This is a genomic window from Streptomyces sp. NPDC047014 (assembly GCF_040644195.1).
In the GTDB taxonomy this organism is placed as follows: Bacteria; Actinomycetota; Actinomycetes; order Streptomycetales; family Streptomycetaceae; genus Streptomyces.
Genome location: NZ_JBEYVX010000018.1, coordinates 81,746 through 105,717, shown reverse-complemented (window position 1 = coordinate 105,717; position 23,972 = coordinate 81,746). Strand labels below are relative to the sequence as shown.

The following is a 23,972-nucleotide window of genomic DNA, read 5'->3' as shown; positions in this document are numbered from 1 at the left end:
GCCTTTCAGCGCCGATGGTACTGCAGGGGGGACCCTGTGGGAGAGTAGGACGCCGCCGAACAATCATTGTGGGAAAGCCCCGCACCAGCCCTTTCCGGGTTCGGTGCGGGGCTTTTCTGCGTTCCGGGCATGCGTGCGGTCTCCTGTAGGGTCAGGGGGCATCGAACGACCATTTCTACCGTCACAGTGGAGGCCCCCGGGTGGAGGTCCAGGAGACTCGGGTTCAGACTGACCGAATTTTCACCATTCCGAACGTCCTGAGCATGGCTCGCCTGGCCGGCGTGCCCCTGTTCCTGTGGCTGATCCTCGCCGAGTACGACGGGTGGGCCCTGGCCGTCCTCATGCTCAGCGGGATCAGCGACTACCTCGACGGGAAGCTCGCGCGGCGCTGGAATCAGATCAGCAAGCTCGGCCGCCTGCTGGATCCCGCCGCGGACCGCCTCTACATCCTGTCGACGCTCTTCGGTCTGACCTATCGCGAGGTGCTGCCGCTGTGGCTCACCGGCGCCCTGCTCGCGCGTGAGCTGATGTTGCTGGTCATGGTGTGGATCCTGCGCCGCCACGGATATCCGCCGCCGCAGGTCAACTTCCTGGGCAAGGCCGCGACCTTCAACCTGATGTACGCCTTCCCATTGCTCCTGCTCAGTGACGGAAGCGGCTGGTTGGCCTGGTTGGCGTCCGTTTTCGGATGGGCGTTCGCAGGATGGGGTACAACCCTCTATTGGTGGGCAGGAACCCTATACGTGGTTCAAGTCCGCCGTCTGGTGAAGGCTGACACCACAGCCGATTGAGCCCGTCGGCGCGCATGACGCGGAGGAGTCGCGAAGTCATCGCTCCGGGACGGGTGAGGGTCGGTAGGACTGTCATCTCTCAAGGAGGACTCTTCCGACATGAAGGCCGTCGTGATGGCCGGTGGCGAAGGTACCCGTCTTCGTCCCATGACCTCGAGCATGCCCAAGCCGCTCCTGCCGGTGGCCAACCGGCCGATCATGGAGCACGTGCTGAGGCTGCTCAAGCGACACGGGCTCAGCGAGACCGTGGTCACCGTGCAGTTCCTGGCGTCACTCGTCAAGAACTACTTCGGGGATGGCGAGGAGCTCGGGATGGAGCTCACCTACGCCAACGAGGAAAAGCCACTCGGGACCGCCGGCAGCGTGAAGAATGCCGAAGACGCCTTGAAGGATGACGCCTTCGTCGTCATTTCCGGGGATGCGCTGACCGACTTCGACCTGACCGACCTCATCCGCTTCCACAAGGAGAAGGGCGCACTGGTCACGGTGTGCCTGACCCGGGTGCCGAACCCGCTCGAATTCGGCATCACCATCGTCGACGAGGAAGGCAAGGTCGAGCGCTTCCTGGAGAAGCCGACCTGGGGCCAGGTGTTCTCGGACACCGTCAACACCGGCATCTACGTGATGGAGCCCGAGGTCTTCGACTACGTCGAGCCGGACGTCTCCGTCGACTGGTCGAGCGATGTCTTCCCGCAGCTCATGAAGGAAGGCCGGCCGATCTACGGCTATGTGGCCGAGGGCTACTGGGAGGACGTCGGCACCCACGAGAGCTACGTCAAGGCGCAGGCCGACGTCCTCGAAGGCAAGGTCGAGGTCGAGATGGACGGCTTCGAGATCTCGCCCGGGGTCTGGGTCGCCGAAGGAGCGGAGGTCAGCCCGGACGCCGTGCTGCGCGGACCGCTCTACATCGGGGACTACGCCAAGGTCGAGGCCGGCGTGGAGATCCGCGAGCACACGGTCGTCGGCTCGAACGTCGTCGTCAAGAGCGGGGCCTTCCTGCACAAGGCCGTCGTGCACGACAACGTCTATCTCGGCCCCCACAGCAATCTCCGGGGCTGTGTCGTCGGCAAGAACACCGACATCATGCGGGCGGCCCGGATCGAGGACGGCGCCGTCATCGGTGACGAGTGCCTGGTGGGCGAGGAGTCGATCGTCCAGGGGAACGTGCGCGTCTACCCCTTCAAGACCATCGAGGCCGGCGCCTTCGTCAACACCTCCGTCATCTGGGAGTCCCGCGGGCAGGCGCATCTGTTCGGTGCGCGCGGTGTCTCCGGGATCCTGAACGTGGAGATCACGCCCGAGCTGGTGGTCCGGCTGGCCGGTGCCTACGCCACCACCCTCAAGAAGGGCGCCATCGTCACCACGGCCCGCGACCACTCCCGCGGCGCCCGCGCCCTGAAACGGGCCGTGATCTCCGCGCTCCAGGCCAGCGCGATCAACGTACGCGACCTGGAGAACGTACCGCTGCCCGTGGCGCGCCAGCAGACCGCGCGCGGCAGTGCCGGCGGGATCGTCCTGCGGACCTCGCCGGGGGTGCCCGACTCGGTGGACATCATGTTCCTCGACGAGCGGGGCGCGGACCTCTCGCTCCAGCAGCAGCGCAAACTCGACCGGGTCTACGCGCGCCAGGAGTACCGGCGGGCCTTCCCGGGCGAGATCGGTGACCTCCAGTTCCCGGGCAGCGTCTTCGACGCGTACACCGGCTCGCTGCTGCGCAGAGTGGACACCACGGGCATCGCCGACGCCGGTCTCAAGGTCGTCGTGGACGCCACCAACGGCAGCGCCGGCCTGGTCATGCCCAGCCTCCTGGGCCGCCTCGGCGTGGATGCCCTGACGATCAACCCCGGGCTGGACGAGTCCCGGCCGACGGAGACCGCGGAGTCCCGGCGGGCCGGGCTGGTCAGGCTGGGCGAGATCGTCGCCTCGGCGCGGGCCGCCTTCGGTGTCCGCTTCGACCCGGTGGGCGAGCGGATCTCCCTGGTCGACGAGCGCGGCCGGATCATCGAGGACGACCGGGCGCTGCTCGTGATGCTCGACCTGGTGGCGGCGGAGAAGCGCAGCGGGAAGGTCGCCCTGCCGGTGACCACCACGCGCGTCGCCGAGCAGGTGGCGGCCTACCACGGCACGCAGGTGGAGTGGACGACGACCTCGCCGGACGACCTGACCCGCGTGGGCCGGGCCGAGAACACCATCTTCGGCGGCGACGGCCGGGGCGGCTTCATCGTCCCGGAGTTCAGCAGCGTCTTCGACGGTTCGGCGGCGTTCGTGCAGCTCCTCGGGCTGGTGGCGCGGACGCAGCTCACCCTGAGCCAGATCGACGCCCGGATCCCCCGGGCGCATGTGCTCAAGCGGGACGTGCCGACGCCGTGGGCCGTGAAGGGGCTCGTCATGCGGCAGGTGGTGGAAGCGGCCGGGGACCGGCAGGTGGACACCACCGACGGCGTGCGGGTGGTCGAGGCGGACGGGCGCTGGGCGCTGGTCCTGCCCGACCCCGCCGAGGCCGTCACGCACCTGTGGGCGGAGGGCCCGGACGACGCCTCCGCGCAGGCGCTGCTCGACGAGTGGGCGGCCGTGGTGGACAGCTCCGGGCGCTGACCGCCGCGCGCGGAGCCGCATAGCGGAGAAGTCCGGTGGGCCGGGTGGCGACAGAGCCGCCCGGCCCACCGGACGGACGCATTGGGTGCGGACGGTGCCGACATGCGACGATGTGCGGCATGTCGCAGCCGCCCCACCATCGGACTCCGGCCCCTCCTGTGCCGGCGCGCCCGGACGCCTCCATGTCGCTGCTGACGCATGTGATGGACCACAGCCTCGACGAGGGGTACGCGCAGGCCGCGGCCCGGCGCGAGGCGGACGGGACGGCGGGTCTGCCCCGCACCCTCAAGGCCAAGCTGGGGCTCGCGGCCGGGCTGGTCCTGGCCGCCATGGTCGTCACGCTCGGGGCCGCCGAGGCGCGCGTGGCCGCGCCGACGCTGGCCAAGGAGCGTCAGGAACTGATCGACCGGGTGGAGCGCGCCGACGACCGGGCGCACGCCCTCGAAGGTGATATCGACCGCCTGCGCACCGATGTCGCCGCACGTCAGCGGGCCGCCCTCAAGCAGCACGGCGGGGGCGAGGGGGAGCTGGTGTCCCTGCTGTCCGGCGCCACCGAGGTCCGCGGGCCCGGGGTGAAGCTGGTGGTGGACGACGCGAAGGGCTCCTCCGCGGCGGGCGGCGGTCCGCGGGAGAGCGCCGGTTTCTCGGACACCGGCCGGCTCCGCGACCGGGACATGCAGAAGATCGTCAACGGGTTGTGGCAGGCGGGCGCCGAGGCGGTGTCGATCAACGGCCAGCGGCTGACGGAGCTCTCGGCGATCCGGGCCGCGGGTGACGCGATACTGGTCGACAACAGGCCGCTGGTGCCGCCGTACGAGGTGCTGGCGGTCGGGGACAAAAAACGGCTCGGGCCGGCCTTCCAGGACTCCGCGGACGGCCAGTACCTGCACGTGCTGCAGGAGAGCTACGGGATCAGGTACACGCTGACCCCCCAGGACGAGGTGCGGGTGCCGGCCGCCTCCAGCCTGACCGTACGGACAGCCACACCGGCAGAGCAGCAGAAGGGTGCATCGTGATCGCGGTACTGGGCCTCTTGGCCGGAGTGGTGGCCGGACTTCTGGTCCGGCCCGAGGTACCGGCCGTGATGGAGCCTTATCTGCCCATTGCCGTCGTGGCGGCGCTGGACGCGGTCTTCGGCGGTCTGCGCGCCATGCTGGACGGGATCTTCGACGACAAGGTCTTCGTGGTGTCGTTCCTGTCGAACGTGGTGGTCGCCGCGCTGATCGTCTTCCTCGGCGACAAGCTGGGCGTCGGCTCGCAGCTGTCCACCGGTGTCGTGGTCGTCCTCGGCATCCGGATCTTCTCCAACGCGGCGGCCATCCGCCGCCATGTGTTCCGGGCGTGACGCCGATGAGTGCGAACCACACCCCGCCCGAGGAACCGAACGTGCCGGAACAGCCTCTTGAAGAGGGAAAGGCACAGGTCGGACCGGCTTCCCAGGAGACCGGCCGACAGCGGCTCGCCGCCGGGCTGTGGCCGCCGCGGGTGAGCCGGGCCCAACTGATCGTGGCGCTGCTGCTGTTCGTCCTGGGGCTGGGGCTGGCCATCCAGGTCCGCTCGAACAGCGAGTCCAGCGCGCTGCGCGGGGCCCGCCAGGAGGACCTCGTACGGATCCTCGACGAGCTCGACGGGCGGACCAAGCGTCTGGAGGAGGAGAAGCAGCAGCTGGACGCTCAGCGCAGGGAGCTGGAGAGCAGTTCCAACCAGGCCGAGGAGGCCCGTCGGCAGACCGTGGAGAAGGAGCGTCAACTGGGCATCCTGGCCGGTACCGTGGCAGCGCAGGGGCCGGGCATCACGCTCAGGATCACCGATCCCACTGGCCAGGTGCAGTCCGACCAGCTGCTGGACACCCTCCAGGAGCTGCGGGCGGCCGGGGCGGAGGCGATCCAGATCAACGGTGTGCGGATCGTGGCCGGCTCGTACTTCTCCGACGAGAACGGCGGGATCGCGATCGACGGTAAGAAGATCACACAGCCGTACGAGTTCAAGGTGATCGGCAAGCCGCAGGATCTGGAACCGGCTCTGAACATCCCCGGCGGTGTCGTCCAGACACTGGAGAAGGAGCAGGCCACCGTCGCCGTCACACGGTCGGCGAAGATCGTTGTGGATGCCTTGCGGGCTGCGAAGCAGCCTGACTACGCTCGGTCGTCACCGGGATGAAGCGGAGTGGAGGGTGGAGGGCCTCACGCGGGCTGATGCCTGCGGGGGGTCGGCGCACCGAAGTCGCGGTGCGTGGTGGAAACTGTCTGGTGGTTACGGACGTTGTGAGAATGTCCGGGTCGGCAGGTGTCTGCATTCGGAGTTCGTCCTGCCCCACGGGCGGGTCTGTTTCGGTCAAGGGGAATCGCCCGTGAAGTTGTTTGAGAAGCTGTTCGGCAAGAAGAAGAACGAGGAGAGCGGCCCGGCGAGGCATCGTGCGGGCGCCGATGCGGAAGGCCAGGGCGACCGCCCGCTGTTCCGTGACGAGGTCTCCGGCGCGGGCGAGGTTCCGGGTGCCCCCGGCGCGTCGGCTGTTGACCCTGCCGGTACCGGACGCATAGGTTTCGGTGACTCATCAACCTCAAGTGCGGGTGGAGGGTTTGCCCCCGACCCGTATGCCACCAACGCCTCCGCGGGGCAGCCGCGGCGCGAGGAGCCGTCCATGTCGGCCGAGCAGGTTTGCAGCAGGTGTGGCCACCGCAGCGATGCGGCCAGCCGTTTCTGCTCCAACTGCGGGGCGCCGCTGCGGCCGGGTCTGACGCCGGAGCGTGCCTCGGAGACCACGTCCACCATCTCGATCTCGGGCCTTGAGGCGTACGAGGCCGAGGTGTCCGGGCAGTCGCATGTGTCGTCCTCGCTGTCCCCCGAGGCCCAGGCCGCGGTGGAAGCGCTTCCCCCCGGTTCCGCCCTGCTCATCGTGCGGCGCGGTCCGAACTCCGGGAGCCGCTTCCTGCTGGACGGAGAGCTGACCACGGCAGGCCGGCACCCGCAGAGCGACATCTTCCTGGACGACGTCACCGTGTCCCGGCGCCATGTCGACTTCCGCCGGGGACCGGACGGCGGCTTCACCGTCGCCGACGTCGGCAGCCTGAACGGCACGTACGTCAACCGCGAGCCCATCGACTCCGTCGCCCTGCAGAACGGCGACGAGGTGCAGATCGGCAAGTACCGGCTGGTCTTCTACGCGAGCCTGCGAGGCGTCTGACCTCCACGGGAAGGTCCCATGCTGCGCAATCCGACAGGCGGCGCCGGGAACGGCACCGCCCGCTCGGCGGAGCGGCTGGTGAGCATCGGAACGGTGCTCACCACGCTGCGCGACGAGTTCCCCGATGTCACGATCTCGAAGATCCGGTTCCTGGAGGCGGAGGGGCTGGTCGAGCCCCGGCGCACACCTTCCGGATACCGCAAGTTCAGCACCGAGGACGTGGAGCGCCTGGCGCGCGTCCTGCGCCTCCAGCGTGATCACTACCTGCCGTTGAAGGTCATCCGGGAGCAGCTGGACGCGCTCGACCGCGGTGAGCAGATCCGTATCCCGTCGCCCACGGCGCAGGGGGACGCGGCCGGTCCCGGTGACACGGTCCCGGAAACGCCCCCCGCGGCCCGTGCGGGCCGCGCGGAGCTGCTGGCGGCCGTCGGGGTGGACGAGCCCCAGTTGGCCGAGTGGGAGTCGTACGGGCTGCTGGCCGAGGCACCCGGGGGCGGATTCGACGCCGACGCGGTCGCGGTGGCCGGGCTCGTCGCCGACCTGGGCCGCTTCGGCCTGGAGCCGCGCCATCTGCGGGCCATGAAGGCGGCCGCGGAGCGCGAGGCGGGCCTGGTGGAGCAGCTGGTGGCACCGCTGCGCAGGCACCGCAATCCACAGACCCGGGCGCATGCCGAGGCGACGATGAAGGAGCTCGCGGGGCTCTCCGTACGGCTGCACGAGGCGCTGGTGCAGGCCGCTCTCGGCGTCCGGTTGCGGTGACGGCGCTGGTCGGCGTCCGGCCGGAGTCGGGCCCCGACTACCCAAACCTGCCGGGCAGGTCCTAGGGTTGCTGTGTGAACGAGCTCGACGTTGTGGGTGTCCGGGTGGAAATGCCCTCCAACCAACCGATCGTGCTCCTGCGTGAAGTGGGAGGCGACCGGTACCTCCCCATCTGGATCGGTCCGGGGGAGGCGACGGCCATTGCCTTCGCGCAGCAGGGCATGGCCCCTGCCCGGCCGCTGACGCACGACCTGTTCAAGGACGTGCTGGAGGCGGTCGGTGAAGAGCTCACCGAGGTCCGCATCACGGATCTGCGGGAGGGCGTCTTCTACGCGGAGCTCGTCTTCGCCAGCGGGGTCGAGGTGAGTGCGCGTCCTTCCGACGCCATAGCCCTCGCGCTGCGGACGGGGACGCCGATCTACGGCAGTGACGGCGTGCTGGACGACGCCGGAATCGCCATTCCGGACGAGCAGGAGGACGAGGTGGAGAAGTTCCGCGAGTTCCTCGACCAGATCTCGCCGGAGGACTTCGGCACCGGGCCGCAATAGGCGCCGGCCGACGCCGTTTCCGGCTCGCCTCAAGCCCATTCGAGTAGCCTTTCCCCGTAAGAGGACACGGGAAACCACTCTCAGGGTGATTATCACTCGGCGTGCCGAGTGTGGCGATCGTTGACGCACCCCGGGTGACTGCCTACCTTCGAGGTGGGCAGGTCAAGGACGGAGGGTCGGCGTGAGGATCACGGGCGACGGTACGACCGGGGGCACCCCCGTACGGAGTGACGCTGGGCCGTACCCGCTGCGCGGCACGGCGGCCGGATCGCCGCGACGCCAGCCGGAGACGACACCGGCCGGGCTCGTGGGCGGGGAGCCCGCGCCCGAGCAGGTCGGCTACCGCGGTCCCACCGCGTGCGCGGCGGCGGGCATCACCTACCGGCAGCTGGACTACTGGGCGCGCACCGGGCTGGTGGAGCCCAGCGTGCGGGCCGCCTACGGATCGGGCACGCAGCGGCTCTACAGCTTCCGCGACGTGGTCGTCCTCAAGATCGTCAAGCGGTTCCTGGACACCGGTGTGGCCCTCCAGAACATCCGGACGGCCGTACAGCACCTCCAGGACCGCGGATTCTCCGACCTGGAGCGGATGACGCTCATGAGCGACGGCGCCTCCGTCTACGAGTGCACCTCCTCGGACCAGGTCGTGAGCCTGCTCCAGGGCGGGCAGGGCGTCTTCGGCATCGCCGTGGGCGTCGTGTGGCGGGACGTGGAGAACGCCCTGTCGCAGCTGCACGGGGAGCGGGTGGACACCGGCGAGACCCTGGTCGGGCACAACCCCACCGACGAGCTCGCCGCCCGCCGCAACCGCGCCGGCTGAACCGCTCCCGTCGATGTCAGTGGCGTAGGCCAGCATTGGTGCCGTGAGAGCCGCGCCGACCATCCTGCACCTGGACATGGACGCCTTCTACGCCTCCGTCGAGCAGGCGTCGAAGCCGAGCCTGCGCGGGAAGGCCGTGATCGTCGGCGGGCTCGGGCCGCGCGGGGTCGTCGCCACTGCCTCGTACGAGGCGCGGCGCTTCGGGGTGCACTCCGCGATGCCGACGGCCCAGGCCCGGCGGCTCTGCCCGAACGGCGCCTACCTGATCCCGCGCTTCACCCTGTACCGGCAGGTCAGCGAGGTGGTGATGGCCCTGCTGCGGGAGCTGTCGCCGCTGGTGGAGCCGCTCAGCCTGGACGAGGCGTTCGTGGACCTGGAGGCCGGCGGGACCGCCTTCGACTCGGCGTCCGCGCGGGCGACGGGCGAGAGGCTGCGGGCGGACATCCGGGCCGCCACGGGGCTCAGCGGCTCCGTGGGGCTCGCGGGGTCGAAGATGCTGGCCAAGGTGGCCTCCGAGGAGGCCAAGCCGGCCGGGCTGCTGCTGATCGAGCCGGGCACCGAGCGGGAGCTGCTGGCGCCCATGCCCGTGCGCACCCTGCCGGGCGTCGGCCCGGCCACCGGTGAGCACCTGCGCCGGGCCGGGATCACCACGGTGGGCGAGCTGGCCGAGGCGGGGGAGGACGAGCTGGTCCGCATGGTCGGGCGCGCGCACGGCACGGGCCTGTACCGGATGGCGCTCGGGCTGGACGACCGGCCGGTGGTGGCCGAGCGGGACGCGAAGTCGGTGTCGGTCGAGGACACCTTCGACGTGGACCTGCACGACCGGGTCCGGATCCGCGGCGAGGTGCAGCGCCTGGCCGACCGGTGCGTCCAGCGGCTACGGGGCTCCGGGCACTCGGGGCGCACGATCGTGCTCAAGGTGCGGCGCTACGACTTCTCCACGCTGACGCGCTCCGAGACGCTGCGCGGGCCCACGGACGACCCGGGGGTGGTCCGGGAGGCGGCGGCCCGGCTGCTGGAGGCGGTGGACACCACGGGCGGGGTGCGCCTGCTGGGGGTCGGGGTGAGCGGCCTGGCCGACTACACCCAGGAGGACCTGTTCGCGCAGTCCCTGGCCGCCGAGCGGGATGCGGAGCCCGGCCCCGGGGCGGAGGCGGAGACCGAGGCGGGCACCGCCGGGCCCGAGGACGGCGCGGCGGCCCCCTCCGGCGCGGGCGATCCGCCCGCCGGACCGCTCGCCGGACCGCAGGAGGCCCCCGCCGAGCGCCGCTGGCCGGCCGGGAGCGATGTCCACCACGCGCTGTACGGCGCGGGCTGGGTGCAGGGCAGCGGGGTCGGGCGGGTGACCGTGCGCTTCGAGCAGCCCGGATCACCGCCCGGACGGGTCCGGACCTTCCGGGTGGACGACCCGGAGCTGGAACCGGCCGATCCGCTGCCGCTGCCGGGGGAGGGAGCCCCGTAGAAGGGCAGGAGCAGGTGCGGGAAGAGGGGCGCCGGCCTCAGCCCTCGTCGCCCGCCAGGTGCCCGAAGTCGCGGTGGAACTCGGACGGGAGGGTCGTGTCCAGGCCGTAGTGGTGGTAGAGCTGGAGCTCCTGCTCGGGGGAGAGGTGGCGGCCCACGCCGAAATCGGGGGCGTCCCTGATGAGGGAGCGTTCGAAGGGCACGCGCAGGGTGTCGTTCACCAGCTCGCTCGGCTCCAGCGGGACGAAGGCGTCGCGGCTGAACAGGCCCGTGCGGACGGCCGCCCATTCCGGGACGCCGGTGGCGTCGTCGAGGTAGACCTCGTCGACGGTGCCGATCTTGGCGCCGTTGCGGTCGAACGCCTTGCGGCCGATCAGGCTGCGCGGATCGATGTCGGTCTGCACGGTCCCTCCACGTGGTCGCAACTGCTCCGTATCACTACAGAAGTGCATAACTGTGAGGGAGGCCACTCGGGGAGCCCCCGGAACCTCGCTGGTAGGCTGGGTAGCGGCTGTCGACCCTGTGCGGGAGAGTCCTCCGAGTGAGCGTGACGGAGGCGCCGAAGGAGCAAATCCTCCCCGGAATCTCTCAGGCATACGTACCGCACGGACGAGGCCACTCTGGAAAGCAGGGGCGGTACCGGGCGCGCAGTGCCGGTCCCACCTCTCACCGACGGTGAAAGCCGGATCACCACGGGAGACCCCCGTGAGTCCGGTGAAACTCTCAGGTTGAGATGACAGAGGGGGAGGCCGTCCGGGTGCCCGCGCCGTGGTGCCCCTCGTAGGTCATACGACCAGGAGGCCCTCCGTCATGACCGCCAACCGCATTCCGCTCTCCCAGCTGGAGCGAGGCATCCCCTTCGAACAGCGCCACATCGGCCCGGATGCCGAGGCGCAGGCGAAGATGCTCGCCCATGTGGGCTACGGCTCCCTGGACGAGCTGACCGCCGCCGCGGTCCCGGATGTGATCAAGACCGCCGACGCGCTCGACCTGCCCGAGGCGCGCACCGAGGCCGAGGTGCTGGCCGAGCTCCGTTCGCTCGCCGACCGCAACCAGGTCCTCACCTCCATGATCGGCCTCGGCTACTACGGGACCTTCACGCCGCCAGTGATCCTGCGCAACGTGATGGAGAACCCGGCCTGGTACACGGCGTACACGCCCTACCAGCCGGAGATCTCCCAGGGCCGCCTGGAGGCGCTGCTCAACTTCCAGACCGTCGTCGCGGAGCTCACCGGCCTGCCGACCTCGGGCGCCTCGCTGCTCGACGAGGGCACCGCGGCCGCCGAGGCCATGACGCTGGCCCGCCGCGTGGGCAAGGCCAAGGGCAATGTCTTCCTGGTCGACGCCGACGCCCTGCCGCAGACCGTCGCGGTCATCGAGACCCGCGCCGAGCCGATCGGCATCGAGGTCGTCGTCGCGGACCTGTCCGGGGGCATCCCCGCCGAGATCGCCGAGCGCGGCGTCTACGGCGTGCTGATCCAGTACCCGGGTGCCTCCGGCGCCGTCCGTGACATCAAGCCGGTCATCGACCAGGCGCACGGGCTCGGTGCCATCGTCACCGTCTCCGCCGACCTGCTCGCCCTGACCCTGCTGACCTCCCCGGGCGCCCTCGGCGCGGACATCGCGGTGGGCACCACCCAGCGCTTCGGTGTCCCGATGGGCTTCGGCGGACCGCACGCCGGCTACATGGCCGTCCAGGACAAGCACGCCCGCTCCCTGCCGGGCCGCCTCGTCGGCGTCTCCGTGGACGCGGACGGCAACAAGGCGTACCGCCTGGCGCTCCAGACCCGCGAGCAGCACATCCGCCGCGAAAAGGCCACCAGCAACATCTGCACCGCGCAGGTCCTGCTGGCCGTCATGGCGGGCATGTACGCCGTCTACCACGGCCCGGACGGCCTGCGTACGATCGCCGGCCGCACCCACCGCTACGCCACGCTCCTCGCGGCCGGTCTGCGGGACGGCGGGGTCGAGACCGTGCACGGCGCCTACTTCGACACGATCACGGTCCGCGTCCCGGGCCGCGCGGCCGAGGTCGTCGCCGCCGCCCGCGAGGGCGGGGTCAACCTGCACCGGGTCGACGCCGACCTGATCTCCATCAGCTGCGACGAGACCACCCTGCGCGCCGACATCGAGGCCGTCTGGGCCGCCTTCGGCGTCACCGCCGACATCGAGGCGCTGGACGCCTCCGCGGCGGACACCCTGCCCGAGGGCCTGCTGCGCGCGGACGACTACCTGACCCACCCGGTCTTCCACCAGCACCGCTCCGAGACCGCCATGCTGCGCTACCTGCGCAAGCTGTCGGACAAGGACTACGCGCTGGACCGCGGCATGATCCCGCTGGGCTCCTGCACCATGAAGCTCAACGCGACCACCGAGATGGAGCCGGTGACCTGGCCCGAGTTCGGCCAGCTGCACCCCTTCGCCCCGGTGGAGCAGGCCGAGGGCTACCTCACGCTCATCCACGAGCTGGAGGAACGTCTCTGCGAGGTCACCGGCTACGACAAGGTCTCCCTCCAGCCGAACGCCGGCTCCCAGGGTGAGCTCGCCGGTCTGCTGGCCGTGCGCGCCTACCACCGCGCGAACGGCGACGAGCAGCGCACCATCTGCCTCATCCCGTCCTCCGCGCACGGCACCAACGCCGCCAGCGCCGTGATGGCCGGTATGAAGGTCGTCGTCGTCAAGACCGCCGACGACGGCGAGGTGGACGCGGCCGACCTGCGCGCCAAGATCGAGCAGTACCGCGACCAGCTCGCCGTGCTGATGATCACCTACCCGTCCACGCACGGTGTGTTCGAGGAGCACGTCGCCGACATCTGCGCCCAGGTGCACGAGGCGGGCGGCCAGGTCTACGTCGACGGCGCCAACCTGAACGCCCTGGTGGGCCTGGCCAAGCCGGGTCACTTCGGCGGCGACGTCTCGCACCTGAACCTGCACAAGACCTTCTGCATCCCGCACGGCGGCGGCGGTCCGGGCGTCGGCCCGGTCGGTGTCCGCGCGCACCTGGCCCCCTACCTGCCGAACCACCCGCTCCAGCCCACCGCGGGCCCGGAGACCGGTGTCGGCCCGATCTCGGCCGCTCCGTGGGGCTCGGCGGGCATCCTGCCGATCTCCTGGTCGTACGTGCGCCTCATGGGCGGCGAGGGCCTCAAGCGGGCCACCCAGGTCGCGGTGCTCGGCGCCAACTACATCGCCAAGCGCCTGGAGCCGCACTACCCGGTGCTTTACACCGGTCCGGGCAACCTGGTCGCGCACGAGTGCATCATCGACCTGCGCCCGCTGTCGAAGGCCACGGGCGTGACCGTGGACGACATCGCCAAGCGCCTGATCGACTACGGCTTCCACGCCCCGACGATGTCCTTCCCGGTCGCCGGCACGCTCATGATCGAGCCGACGGAGTCCGAGGACCTCGCCGAGATCGACCGCTTCTGCGACGCGATGATCGCCATCCGCGCCGAGATCGAGCGGGTCGCGGGCGGCGAGTGGCCGGCCGGGGACAACCCGCTGGCCAACGCCCCGCACACGGCGTCCGCGCTGGGCGGCGAGTGGAACCACGCGTACACGCGCGACGAGGCGGTCTTCCCGGGCGGGGTCGCCCCCGCCGAGAAGTACTGGCCGCCGGTGCGCCGTATCGACGGTGCCTTCGGCGACCGCAACCTGGTCTGCTCCTGCCCGCCGCTGGACGAGTACGACGCCTGATCCGTCCCGGGTGACGTGAGCTGACAGCGGCGAAGGGGCCGGTCCCGGGAGGAGATCCCGGGACCGGCCCCTTCGCGCTGCCCCGCCTAGGCCGCCGCGAGCGGCCGGTGCGGGGCGATGATCTGGCCGTCCGGCAGCAGCTCACCGGTGTCCTCGAAGAGCAGGACGCCGTTGCACAGCAGGCTCCAGCCCTGTTCCGGGTGGTTGGCCACAGGGCGCGCGGCCTCCCTGTCGGCGGATTCGGCTGACGGGCAGGAAGGCTGGTGCTGGCACATGGATGCGTTCTTTCGCTGCGACGTGGTCTGTGTGCTACGGCTCGATACGTGAGTCATCGCCGTCCCCCTGGGTCATCCCCGCAGACGCGGGGAGCTTGTCCTCAGTGTTCCCCCACGACAGCCGCTTCGCAGGGATTTCCCCGCAGCTGTCCTCACGGATTGATGACGCATCACTCGTGCGGGCGGTTCAGGCCAACTCCCCTGTCATTTCGGATGGTTCGCCGGTGGTCCGGCCGGGCTAGGCCGGATGGGTCAATCGGGTCAGGCGGCGGGCGCGGCCAGCGTGGGCGGGGCCGGCGCGGTCGCGGGAGTCAGCCGGTGGGTGAGGACGGGAAGCAGCTCGGAGACCGGATGCGGCCGGTAGGCGGCGATGCCGGGAGGCGCCGGCGCCAGCGGCACCAACAGGTCCTCCCCGGCGGGCAGTCCGGAGGCGGCCGCGGCGCCGACCGCCCCGTGCAGCCACAGGGTGAGCATGTAGAGCTCCGGTACGGACAGCAGGCGCGGCTGATGGGCCGTGCCGAGGGATTCCGCCTGACGCAGGGCGCGTTCGGTGGCGGCGACGTAGGGTCCTTCGAAGAAGTGGGAGAAGGCCCAGCCGTCGGGAGTCAGCCGGGTGTCGGCGGCCGCGACGTACCGGTCCCCGCTGCGGATCAGGAAGCGCCAGCCGACCAGCCGGGTGCGGGGCGGGCGGCCGACGGCCGCGAGGTCGGAGATGTTCAGGCGGTCGAGGACGTGCACCGGGAGGGGGAGCTCGGCGGTCAGCGGCCCCTGGATGGCGCGCAGGGCCGGGGTGTGTGCCTCGTTGACGGCGGTGGGGGAACCGAGTGCCGCGAGGACGCTGCGCAGGGCGGGTGCGGGAGCCGGGTGGACATGCAGCGGCATGGTGGGTCGCCTCTCACTTGGGAGACCGGTGGAACGGGCGGGGGAAGGTGCGGACGGAGCTGTCGCATTCTGGGGCCAGAGGGGGGCCGAGGGGCAATGGCCGCGCGTCAACTCTCTGCCTCGTTTGCGGAGTTTATACGACATGTGTTCACGCAGTGTTTCGGCTAGCTGTCCCGGCTATTGCCGACAAGGTGCTTACCGGACCCGCTGACATGGCATTCATGCCGGATGGACGCGGACGTGCCACGCTGACCTCGGAGGTTACCGGAAGGGGGCTCGGCTGGAAAGCGCCGGTTATCGGAAACGCGCACATTCCATGCGGAATTTGCGCGGGGCGCCTTGCCAGGTGAATGTGCCGAAGCGCCCTTCGGCCAAACCGGCGCGCGCTCCTCGCCAGGCACGCCCCCGCCGCGTTATGGATCATGCTGCCGGGGCATCATCGACCGTGACGTGCGCCCGGGTCGCCGGGACTGGCCAGCTCCAGGAGGGACACTTCGATGGGGGAGAAGATCGTGGCAGGCGGATTCGACCTGTCCGATCGGCAGCGGTATCGAAGGAAGCTCCACGAGTGCCTGGAGGGGCTGGAGCGACTTCTGGCGGAGAAGAGGTTCGATCGCCCGAAGAACATGATGGGGCTGGAGATCGAATTGAATCTCGCGGGTACCGACGGAATGCCGCGCATGGTGAATGCGCAGGTGCTGGAGCGGATAGCGAGCACCGATTTCCAGACCGAACTCGGAATGTTCAACCTGGAGGTGAACGTCCTGCCCCACCGGCTCGGCGGCCGGGTATTCGACCAGCTCGCCGAGGAACTGAGCGCGGGGCTGGGATATGCCCACCGGCAGGCCGCGGAGATCGAGGCGGGCGTGGTGATGATCGGCATCCTGCCCACCCTCGCCCGCGGTGATCTCGTCGCCGGGAACCTCTCGGCGGTCGACCGCTACTCGCTGCTGAACGAGCAGATCCTGATGATGCGCGGGGAGGACTTCACCCTCGACATCGACGGCGTGGAGCGGCTGATCTGGACCTCCGGGTCGATCGTGCCGGAGGCCGCCTGCACCTCCGTACAGCTGCACCTCCAGGTGACGCCCGCGCGGTTCTCGGCGGTGTGGAACGCGGCGCAGGCGGTGACGGCGGCGCAGATAGCCGTCGGCGCCAACTCGCCCTTCCTCTTCGGGCGCGAACTGTGGCGGGAGTCGCGGCCGCCGCTGTTCACGCAGGCCACCGACACCCGCCCGCCCGAGCTCCAGGCGCAAGGGGTGCGGCCGCGCACCTGGTTCGGGGAGCGGTGGGTGGACTCGGCGTACGAGCTGTTCGCGGAGAACGTGCGCTACTTCCCCTCCCTGCTGCCGATCTGCGACGAGGAGGAGCCGCTGCGGGTGCTGGCCGAGGGCGGGGTCCCCTCCTTGCAGGAGCTGGTCCTGCACAACGGCACCGTCTACCGCTGGAACCGGCCCGTCTACGGGGTCGCGGACGGGGTGCCGCACCTGCGGGTGGAGAACCGGGTGCTGCCGGCGGGGCCCACCGTCACCGATGTCGTCGCCAACGCCGCCTTCTACTACGGGCTGGTGCGCACCCTCGCGGACGAGCCGCGCCCGGTGTGGACCCGGCTGCCCTTCGCCGAGGCGGAGGCGAACTTCGACGCCGCCTGCCGGTACGGGATCGACGCGCGGCTGCGGTGGCCGCGCCGGGGCCGGGCGGGCGGACTGGTCAGCGTGCCTGCCGTACGGCTGGTCCTGGACGAGCTGCTGCCGATGGCGGCGGCGGGGCTGGACGCCTGGGGCATCGAGCCCGCCGACCGCGACCACTACCTCGGCATCATCGAGGAGCGCTGCCGACGGCGGGTCAACGGGGCGACCTGGCAGGTGGACACCTACCACCGGGCGCTCGCGGCCGGACTGGAGCGGGAGGAGGCGCTGGCGGCCACCACCCGGCGCTACAGCGAGCTGATGCACCGGGGCGAGCCCGTGCACACCTGGCCCGTGGGGCTCACGGAGGAGGCGGGCGCCGCGCTGCCCGTGGCGCGCTGAGCCCGGGGGGAGGCCGCCGCCCGGCCTCCCTCGGTGATCGCCCGCCCGGCCGAGGAGGCAGTATGGGGTGGTCGCAACGGGATGGCAGGACGGGAGTCGGGCGTGCGGGCGGATCCGGAGCCGGTGTTCATGGAGCTGGACGAGAACGGGCGGCGGGGCCTGCTGCGCACGGAGACGCTGCTCGTCCTCGCGCTCTCGCTGGGCGCGAGCGGTGTGTCGGCGCTGATCAGCTTCATTGGCTCGCTCACCAAGCCGGGCGGCCTCAAGGACCAGGCCGCCACGCTCAACGGCTCCTACGCGCCCGGCCGGCCCTGGCTGGACCTGGCCTGGCAGCTGTTCGGGATCGCGAGCGCGCTGGTTCCCGTACTGCTGGTGGCGCACCTGCTGACCCGGGAGGGGGCGCCGGGGCTGCGGGTCCTGGGCTTCGACCGGACGCGGCCGCTCCAGGACCTGGGGCGGGGGGTGCTCGTCGCGGCGGGCATCGGGAGCGCCGGGCTGGCCTTCTACCTGGGGTCGCGGGCCGCCGGGTTCAACCTCACGGTGGTGCCGGAGGCGCTGCCGGACGTGTGGTGGAAGTTCCCCGTCCTGATCCTCTCGGCGATCCAGAACTCCGTGGTGGAGGAGGTCATCGTCCTGGCCTATCTGCTGCGCAGGCTCGGCCAGCTCGGCTGGTCGCCCATGGCGGCGCTGGCCGCCAGCGCCGTACTGCGCGGCTCCTACCACCTCTACCAGGGCATCGGCGGGTTCATCGGCAACATGGTGATGGGCGTGGTCTTCGTACTGGCCTACCGCCGCTGGGGGCGGGTCGGACCGCTCGTCGTCGCCCACGCGCTGCTCGACATCGTGGCCTTCGGCGGGTACGCGCTGCTCGCGGGCAAGGTGGACTGGCTGCCCACGCCCTGACGCGCCGCGGCCCGGGCACCCGATCGGCCGCGCAGGGCGGGGCCGCGGGGCCGGGGCGGTGCGAGTCTGGAGGGGAGTGAGGAGGCGCGCCCGGTGGCTGTTCTGGACTCCCTGACGTCGTTCGCGCCCTTCTTCGTGCCCGTCATCAGCGGCCTGGTGGGCGGGGCCAGCCTCCTCATCCGGGACCGCCGCGAGGCGCGCAGCGCCGACCACCACTACCGCAGGCGGCTGGAGAAGGCCCAGCTGGAGATCCAGTTCCTCAGCGGCTGGATCCAGGCCAAGCAGCTCGCCCCGACCGACGCCCCGGCCCCGGATCCCGAGCCGGGGCGCTGGCTGGACGAGTGCTACGCCTCGGTGCGCCGCGCCAAGGCGGAATCGGGGGACCACCGCCGGACGGCGCCCGTCAGCCTGCGGCGGCTGCTCCTGCTGGGGGAGCTGAGCGGTCCGGCGCGGAGCGCGCGGGTGGCGTACTGGATCGCGCTCGCCCTCTTCAACCTGGCGCTCGCCTGGTGGGTGAACGCGGTGGTGGTCGGCGTACCCGGCTTCCTGCACGACGAGAACGCCTCCGAGGCCGAGGAGGCCGGCTCCTACCTGGGCGTGGCGGTCCTCCTCTTCGTGGTCTCGGCCGTCCTGTGGGTCTGGACGGTGCACCTGGGGGCCGCCGAGCCGGAGCAGGTCCACCGCAAGCGGATCGACTCGCGGGCGTGGGAGGAGACCGAGCGCCGCAGGCGGGAGGCGGCGGCGCTCAGGCGGCCCCGGGCGGGGAGGTCAGCAGCTCGCCGTCCAGGACGGTGACGGCCCGGCCGGTCAGCAGGGTGCGCTCACCCGCGAGGGTGACCCGTACCAGCCCCTGACGGGCGCCGCCCTGGAGGCCGGTCAGCTCGGTGCGGCCCAGGCGCTGCGCCCAGAAGGGGGCGAGCGCGGTGTGCGCGCTGCCGGTGACGGGGTCCTCGTCGATGCCGAAGGCGGGGAAGAAGCCGCGGGAGACGAAGTCGTAGCCGCGGGAGGGGTCCTCGGCGGCGGCGGTGACGATCACGCCCCGCTTGGCGAAGGCGCGCAGGGCGCCGTGGTCGGGCTCCAGCTCCCGGACGGTCCGCTCGTCGGGCAGCTCGACCACGAGGTCCCCGATGTGCGCGGAGGTGTCGTGCACGGAGAGGATCGGCACCCCGCCGAGCGCGTGGTCGACGGAGCCCGGGGCGGGGACCGGGATCAGCGAGGACGTCGGGAAGTCCAGGGTGATCGTGCCGTCGGCGGCGGTCTCGGCGGTGAGCACCCCGCAGCGCGCGGAGAAGCGGATCAGGCCGGTGGCGAGCCCGGCGGTGGCCAGGACGTGCGCGGTGGCCAGCGTGGCGTGGCCGCACAGGTCGACCTCGCCGGCCGGGGTGAACCAGCGCAGCGCCCAGTCGGCGTCGCCGCCGGGCGGGAGGGGGTGGGCGAAGGCGGTCTCGGAGAGGTTCATCTCGGCCGCGACCTGCTGGAGCCAGGAGTCCGCCGGGAAGCCGCTGTCGAGGAGCAGGACTCCGGCGGGGTTCCCGTGGAAGGGGCGGTCGGTGAAGGCGTCGACGGTTCGGATACGCATGCCCCGACGGTAGGGCGGTTCCTTGATCGTCGACAAAGGCCAATCCGGGCCGACTGGCCTGGACCGAAGGTGTTCGGTAAAAAAGTTTCCGATATATCGTTGACGCATCGCGATCGCTCATCGATAGTGGAGGCATCGGACAACCGATACCTCACTCACGAGAGACCGAAAGACGAAAGGAGCGCAGTCATGCGTTCACACGGACACCACGGACACGGACACCAGGGGCAGCACGTTCACGGCCACGGACCCGAGCACGGCCGGGGCCACGGGCACTGCGGGCCCGATCGTCGGGAGGAGTTCCGCGGCCTGCGCGCCGCCTTCGGCCCCTTCGGGCCGCCCTTCGGCCCGGGCCCCTTCGGCGGCCGGGGCGGGCGCGGCGGACCGCGCGGCCGGGCGCGGCGCGGCGATGTGCGCGCCTCGATCCTGGCGCTGCTGGCCGACCGCCCGATGCACGGCTACGAGATGATCCAGGAGATCGGCGAGCGCAGCGGCGGGGCCTGGAAGCCCAGCCCCGGCTCGGTCTACCCGACCCTGAGCCTGCTGGAGGACGAGGGCCTGATCAGCAGCGAGAGCGAGGGCGGCAAGAAGCTGTTCACGCTCACCGACTCCGGGCGCACCGAGGCCGAGTCGGGCCCGGAGGCCCCCTGGGCCGAGGCCGGGCGCGGGGTCGACTTCGAGGCGATGCACGAGATCCGGCAGGCCGCGACCGGCCTGATGGAGGCGTTCGGGCAGGTCTTCAAGACCGGCTCGCCCGAGCAGCGCGAGAAGGCGCTCGGCGTCATCAACGACGCGCGCAAGAAGCTCTACCTGATCCTGGCCGACGAGCACTGAACGCGGCCGCGGCCGCCGGTCCGCTCCTGCGGGCCGGCGTACGAGGGCGGCGTACGGGGGCGGCGTACGGGGGCGGCGTACGGGGGCGGCGTACGGGGGCGGCGCGCCCCGCGGTACTTACGCCGCGGGGCGTGCCGCCTTTCGCGTACGGGGGAGAGGGGCGTGCAGGGACGGGTGCCTACGGGCCCCGGGCGGCCGGGGTCAGGAGACCAGGCCGGCCAGCTTGCGCAGCGACTCGTTCAGGGCGGCCGTGGCCGAGTCCTTGAGCTTGCCCGCCATGAGGGAGACGGCCGCCCCGGTGAACTCGCCGTCGATGCGGACAGTGGTGGCCCCGCCCTCCGGGATCAGGGTGTAGCGGGTGAGGACGGCCACGCCCATCGGGCCCTTGCCGGTGATGGCGAACAGCCGCTCGGCCTCCAGCTCCGAAACGGTCCAGACCACCTCGGCGGGGAAGCCCATCATCTTCATGTTCTCGGCGAAGGTGGACCCGACCGCGAGGTCCCGCGGGCCGCCCTGGGGGAAGTTGGTGTGGGTCATGCTCCACTGCCCGTAGGCGTCCCAGTCCGTCAGCTGGGACCAGAGCTGCGCGGCGGACGCCTCGATGCGTGACTCCGCGGTGACTTCGGCCATGCGACCGCCCCTTCTCGTCGGGTTCGTGCGGCGGAAGGTAGCCCCGGCGGCGGAAACATTCAATACTGACGACCTGTCAGAAACAGGCGCGGTCCCGGGTGCGATATCAGGTCTGTCTCAACAGGTGTCACGGGAGTGACGGTCCTGACCGGCGCTGTCATGATGACCTGATGCAAGCGTCAGGGAGACATGCCGGCCTGAGCCTCGCGCTCGTCTCGGCATTCGCGTTCGGTGGTTCCGGAGTGGCGGCGAAGCCGCTGATCGAGGCGGGTCTGGACCCCCTCCACATGGTCTGGCTCAGGGTGGCCGGGGCGGCGCTGGTGCTGTCCCCGCTGGCCTGGCGCCACCGCGGCCTGCTGCTGCGCCGGCCCGCCCTGCTCGCGGGCTTCGGCCTGGTCGCCGTCGCGGGGGTGCAGGCGTTCTACTTCGCCTCCCTGTCCCGGATCCCGGTCGGCGTGGCCCTGCTGCTGGAGTACCTGGGCCCCGCCCTGCTGCTCGGCTACATCCGCTTCGTGCAGCGCAAGCCCGTCACGCGCGGCGCCGCCGCGGGCGCGGCCGTGGCCGTCGTCGGGCTGGCCTGCGTGGTCGAGATCTGGGCCGGGCTGCGCCTGGACCCGCTCGGCGTGCTCTTCGGTCTCGCCGCGGCCTGCTGCCAGGCGTGCTACTTCGTCTTCGCCGACCAGGGGGCCGACGGCGAGGACGCGCCCGACCCCCTCGGGGTGATCGCGTACGGGATGCTCATCGGCGCGCTCGTCATGACCGTGATCGCCCGCCCCTGGGAGATGGACTGGGGGGTGCTCGCCGGGGACGCCTCCCTGGGCGGCACCCCGGTGCCCGCGCCGGTGCTGCTCGGCTGGGTGGTGCTGATCGCGACCGTCTTCGCGTACGTCACGGGCGTGGTCTCCGTACGCCGCCTCTCGCCGCAGATCGCGGGCGTGGTCGCCTTCCTGGAGGCGGTCGTGGCGACCGTACTGGCCTGGATCCTGCTCGGCGAGCACCTGTCGACCTGGCAGATCGCCGGAGGCACCCTCGTCCTCGTCGGCGCCTTCATCGCCCAGTCCTCCCGCCCCTCCCTCCCGGCGCCGGTGGAACTGCCCGTCCTGGATCGCGAAACGACGAGGGCCTAGGATGCCGACCATGCGTACGAACGTGCTTCCGCCTCCCGCTGCGTAGCGCGGGCGGCCCTCCGTAGCGAAGACCCGGCCCGGGGAGTTCCCGGGCGGGTCGGTGCTGCCCGCGAAGAGATGACGGTCCTCTCATCCTTCACGCATGCGCGGAGATCTCACGTGTCGAACCATTCGCCCGCCGCAGGGCGCAGTCTGCTGTACCTCGTCATCGCCGGAGCCGCCTGGGGCACCGCCGGGGCGGCCGCCTCCCTCCTCTTCCTCGCCAGTGACCTCGGGCCGCTCGCCCTGTCCTTCTGGCGGTGCGCGGGCGGGCTCGCCGTACTCCTGGCCGTGCTCGCGCTGCGCGGCTCGCGGCCCGGCCGCCGGGCCGTGCGGCCCGCTCCGTCCGCCCGGCCCTCGGTGGGCTCGCTGATCGTGACGGGCCTGCTGTTCACCGTCTTCCAGGCCGCCTACTTCGCCGCCGTGCGCGAGACCGGCCTCGCGGTCGGCACCGTGGTCACCCTCGGCGCCGGGCCCGTGCTCATCGCGCTCGGCGCGCGCCGCTGGATGGCCGAGCGCCTCGGCCGGGGCGGTACGGCCGCCGTCGCCGGGGCGCTCGCCGGCCTGGCCGTGCTGGTGCTCGGCGGGGGCGGGGCCGAGGTGCGCCCGCTCGGCGTCGGCTGGGCGCTGCTGTCCGCCGCCGGGTACGCGGGGATGACCCTGCGGGCCCGGTGGCTCGGGCAGCGCGGGGCGGGCGGGGATCCGCTCGTCACCACCGCCTGGTCGGTGGCCGTCGGAGCCGTCTGCCTGCTGCCGCTCGCCGCGCTGGAGGGGCTGTGGCCGCACACCGCCGATCCGGTGCGGGTGCTGTGGCTGCTGGTGTACGTGGCCACCGTGCCGACGGCCCTGGCCTACGCGCTCTACTTCACCGGGGCGGCGGCCGTGCGGGCCGCGACCGTGTCCGTGATCATGCTGATCGAGCCGGTGAGCGCGGCGGTGATCGCCGTACTGGTCCTCGGGGAGCGGCTGACGGGCGCCGTGGTGCTGGGGACCGTACTGCTGCTGGCGGCGGTGGGCGCGCTCATCGCGGCGGAGTCCCGGCGGCCGCGGGCGCGGCGGGCCGCGGCCGACGCCTCCGAGGGGCCGGGCACCGTACGGAGGGGTGCTCAGAGCGCGGCGAGGTAGTCCGGGACGGCGGTGCCGGGGGCCAGGGCGGCGTCCGGTACGGGGGCTCCGTACGCCGTGGTGACCGGGACCACGCCCGCCCAGTGGGGCAGGGCCAGGTCCTCGGCGTCGTCGTTGACCGGGCCGGTGCGGAGCTTCGCCGACACCTCCTCCAGGTCCACGCGGATCACGGCGGTGGCGGCGAGCTCCCGCTCGTTGGCCGGGCGTACGTCGGCGGAGCGGCCGGGGGCGACGGCGTCGACCATGGCGTCCAGGGCCGTCCGGCGCTCCTCGGGGTCGGTGACCTGGTGGGCGGTGCCGTGCACGACCACCGAGCGGTAATTCAGCGAGTGGTGGAAGGCGGACCGGGCCAGGACCAGGCCGTCGACGTGGGTCACGGTCACGCACACCGGCAGGCCCGGGTCGGTGCGGCGGGCGGCGAGCAGGGGGCGGGAGCCGGTGGAGCCGTGCATGTACAGGGCCTCGCCGACCCGGGCGTAGAGCGTGGGGAGGACCACGGGGGCACCGTCGCGGACGAAGCCGAGGTGGCAGATGTAGGCGCTGTCGAGTATCGCGTGCACGGTTTCGTGGTCGTAGCGGGCGCGCTCGCGGGAGCGGGTGGGGACGGTGCGGGGGGTGGGGTCGTAGGCGGCGTCGTGCTGCTGGGGCTGGGTCGTGGTCATGGTGGCGGACTCCATTGCACTAGTGCATACTT

The 23,972-nt window shown here is 71.6% G+C and carries 23 protein-coding genes and 1 riboswitch; of the genes, 17 read left to right on the top strand and 6 right to left on the bottom strand.

What is annotated here, in order from left to right; genetic code table 11:
• The first annotated feature begins 200 nt into the window (after positions 1–200).
• From ABZ873_RS14060 to ABZ873_RS14015, 10 genes are all read left to right on the top strand, one after another.
• Positions 201–791, top strand: coding sequence for a CDP-alcohol phosphatidyltransferase family protein (locus ABZ873_RS14060; RefSeq protein ID WP_360870158.1), 591 nt, complete (start codon positions 201–203; stop codon positions 789–791).
• 99 nt (positions 792–890) lie between these two features.
• Complete coding sequence (locus tag ABZ873_RS14055) at positions 891–3,386, top strand: mannose-1-phosphate guanyltransferase (RefSeq protein ID WP_360870155.1); 2,496 nt, start codon at positions 891–893, stop codon at positions 3,384–3,386.
• Between the two features lie 110 nt (positions 3,387–3,496).
• Positions 3,497–4,402 carry a DUF881 domain-containing protein gene (locus ABZ873_RS14050; protein WP_360870152.1) on the top strand — a complete coding sequence of 302 codons (906 nt, stop codon included), beginning with the start codon at positions 3,497–3,499 and terminating at the stop codon, positions 4,400–4,402.
• Positions 4,399–4,731, top strand: a complete 333-nt coding sequence (locus ABZ873_RS14045; RefSeq protein WP_360870149.1) for a small basic family protein — start codon at positions 4,399–4,401, stop codon at positions 4,729–4,731. Before ABZ873_RS14050 ends, ABZ873_RS14045 begins: the two co-directional genes overlap by 4 nt.
• On the top strand, positions 4,728–5,546 hold the full coding sequence (locus ABZ873_RS14040; protein ID WP_360870146.1) for a DUF881 domain-containing protein: 819 nt from the start codon (positions 4,728–4,730) through the stop codon (positions 5,544–5,546). The genes ABZ873_RS14045 and ABZ873_RS14040 overlap by 4 nt, the downstream gene beginning before the upstream one ends.
• A gap of 82 nt (positions 5,547–5,628) precedes the next feature.
• Positions 5,629–6,570, top strand: a complete 942-nt coding sequence (locus tag ABZ873_RS14035) for an FHA domain-containing protein (protein ID WP_360870190.1) — start codon at positions 5,629–5,631, stop codon at positions 6,568–6,570.
• Positions 6,571–6,588: 18 nt separating this feature from the next.
• Positions 6,589–7,329, top strand: a complete 741-nt coding sequence (locus tag ABZ873_RS14030; protein ID WP_360870143.1) for a MerR family transcriptional regulator — start codon at positions 6,589–6,591, stop codon at positions 7,327–7,329.
• A 74-nt stretch (positions 7,330–7,403) separates the two neighbouring features.
• Positions 7,404–7,877: a bifunctional nuclease family protein gene (locus ABZ873_RS14025; protein ID WP_007262890.1), complete on the top strand. Its 474-nt coding sequence runs from the start codon at positions 7,404–7,406 to the stop codon at positions 7,875–7,877.
• A gap of 181 nt (positions 7,878–8,058) precedes the next feature.
• Positions 8,059–8,697, top strand: a complete 639-nt coding sequence (locus ABZ873_RS14020) for a MerR family transcriptional regulator (protein WP_360870140.1) — start codon at positions 8,059–8,061, stop codon at positions 8,695–8,697.
• 43 nt (positions 8,698–8,740) lie between these two features.
• Positions 8,741–10,159: a DNA polymerase IV gene (locus ABZ873_RS14015; protein ID WP_360870137.1), complete on the top strand. Its 1,419-nt coding sequence runs from the start codon at positions 8,741–8,743 to the stop codon at positions 10,157–10,159.
• Between the two features lie 37 nt (positions 10,160–10,196).
• Here the strand turns inward: ABZ873_RS14015 and ABZ873_RS14010 are convergent, their stop codons facing one another.
• On the bottom strand, positions 10,197–10,610 hold the full coding sequence (locus tag ABZ873_RS14010) for a PRC-barrel domain-containing protein (protein WP_360870134.1): 414 nt from the start codon (positions 10,608–10,610) through the stop codon (positions 10,197–10,199).
• Positions 10,611–10,673: 63 nt separating this feature from the next.
• Positions 10,674–10,772: riboswitch (glycine riboswitch) on the top strand.
• Positions 10,773–10,968: 196 nt separating this feature from the next.
• Here ABZ873_RS14010 and gcvP point away from each other — a divergent pair.
• Positions 10,969–13,854 carry an aminomethyl-transferring glycine dehydrogenase gene (gene gcvP / locus ABZ873_RS14005; RefSeq protein ID WP_360870131.1) on the top strand — a complete coding sequence of 962 codons (2,886 nt, stop codon included), beginning with the start codon at positions 10,969–10,971 and terminating at the stop codon, positions 13,852–13,854.
• Positions 13,855–13,940: 86 nt separating this feature from the next.
• Here the strand turns inward: gcvP and ABZ873_RS14000 are convergent, their stop codons facing one another.
• Both ABZ873_RS14000 and ABZ873_RS13995 read right to left on the bottom strand, forming a co-directional pair.
• Positions 13,941–14,129: a DUF5999 family protein gene (locus tag ABZ873_RS14000; RefSeq protein WP_360870128.1), complete on the bottom strand. Its 189-nt coding sequence runs from the start codon at positions 14,127–14,129 to the stop codon at positions 13,941–13,943.
• 261 nt (positions 14,130–14,390) lie between these two features.
• Positions 14,391–15,011: a hypothetical protein gene (locus tag ABZ873_RS13995; RefSeq protein ID WP_360870125.1), complete on the bottom strand. Its 621-nt coding sequence runs from the start codon at positions 15,009–15,011 to the stop codon at positions 14,391–14,393.
• A 497-nt stretch (positions 15,012–15,508) separates the two neighbouring features.
• On the opposite strand from ABZ873_RS13995, the gene ABZ873_RS13990 reads away from it, so the two are divergent.
• The 3 genes from ABZ873_RS13990 to ABZ873_RS13980 all read left to right on the top strand — a co-directional run bounded on the left by ABZ873_RS13990 (position 15,509) and on the right by ABZ873_RS13980 (position 18,739).
• Entirely contained in the window at positions 15,509–17,041 is a 1,533-nt protein-coding gene (locus tag ABZ873_RS13990) for a glutamate-cysteine ligase family protein (RefSeq protein WP_360870122.1), read from the top strand.
• A 129-nt stretch (positions 17,042–17,170) separates the two neighbouring features.
• Positions 17,171–17,944 carry a type II CAAX endopeptidase family protein gene (locus tag ABZ873_RS13985; RefSeq protein ID WP_360870187.1) on the top strand — a complete coding sequence of 258 codons (774 nt, stop codon included), beginning with the start codon at positions 17,171–17,173 and terminating at the stop codon, positions 17,942–17,944.
• Positions 17,945–18,037: 93 nt separating this feature from the next.
• Entirely contained in the window at positions 18,038–18,739 is a 702-nt protein-coding gene (locus ABZ873_RS13980; RefSeq protein WP_360870119.1) for a hypothetical protein, read from the top strand.
• Here ABZ873_RS13980 and ABZ873_RS13975 read toward each other — a convergent pair.
• A complete protein-coding gene (locus tag ABZ873_RS13975; protein WP_360870116.1) occupies positions 18,690–19,523 on the bottom strand; it encodes a PhzF family phenazine biosynthesis protein in 834 nt (277 codons plus the stop codon). The two genes, ABZ873_RS13980 and ABZ873_RS13975, sit on opposite strands and share 50 nt — an antisense overlap.
• A gap of 189 nt (positions 19,524–19,712) precedes the next feature.
• On the opposite strand from ABZ873_RS13975, the gene ABZ873_RS13970 reads away from it, so the two are divergent.
• Complete coding sequence (locus ABZ873_RS13970; RefSeq protein ID WP_360870113.1) at positions 19,713–20,357, top strand: PadR family transcriptional regulator; 645 nt, start codon at positions 19,713–19,715, stop codon at positions 20,355–20,357.
• Between the two features lie 201 nt (positions 20,358–20,558).
• Here the strand turns inward: ABZ873_RS13970 and ABZ873_RS13965 are convergent, their stop codons facing one another.
• Complete coding sequence (locus tag ABZ873_RS13965) at positions 20,559–20,987, bottom strand: SRPBCC family protein (RefSeq protein WP_360870110.1); 429 nt, start codon at positions 20,985–20,987, stop codon at positions 20,559–20,561.
• Positions 20,988–21,157: 170 nt separating this feature from the next.
• Between ABZ873_RS13965 and ABZ873_RS13960 the strand changes: the two genes are divergently transcribed.
• Both ABZ873_RS13960 and ABZ873_RS13955 read left to right on the top strand, forming a co-directional pair.
• A complete protein-coding gene (locus ABZ873_RS13960) occupies positions 21,158–22,114 on the top strand; it encodes an EamA family transporter (protein ID WP_360870107.1) in 957 nt (318 codons plus the stop codon).
• Positions 22,115–22,273: 159 nt separating this feature from the next.
• The gene (locus ABZ873_RS13955; protein WP_360870104.1) at positions 22,274–23,278 is read left to right on the top strand and encodes a DMT family transporter; all 1,005 of its coding nucleotides are present in this window, start codon (positions 22,274–22,276) and stop codon (positions 23,276–23,278) included.
• Here ABZ873_RS13955 and ABZ873_RS13950 read toward each other — a convergent pair.
• Entirely contained in the window at positions 23,260–23,940 is a 681-nt protein-coding gene (locus ABZ873_RS13950; protein WP_360870101.1) for a pyridoxamine 5'-phosphate oxidase family protein, read from the bottom strand. The two genes, ABZ873_RS13955 and ABZ873_RS13950, sit on opposite strands and share 19 nt — an antisense overlap.
• Between the last annotated feature and the right edge of the window lie 32 nt (positions 23,941–23,972).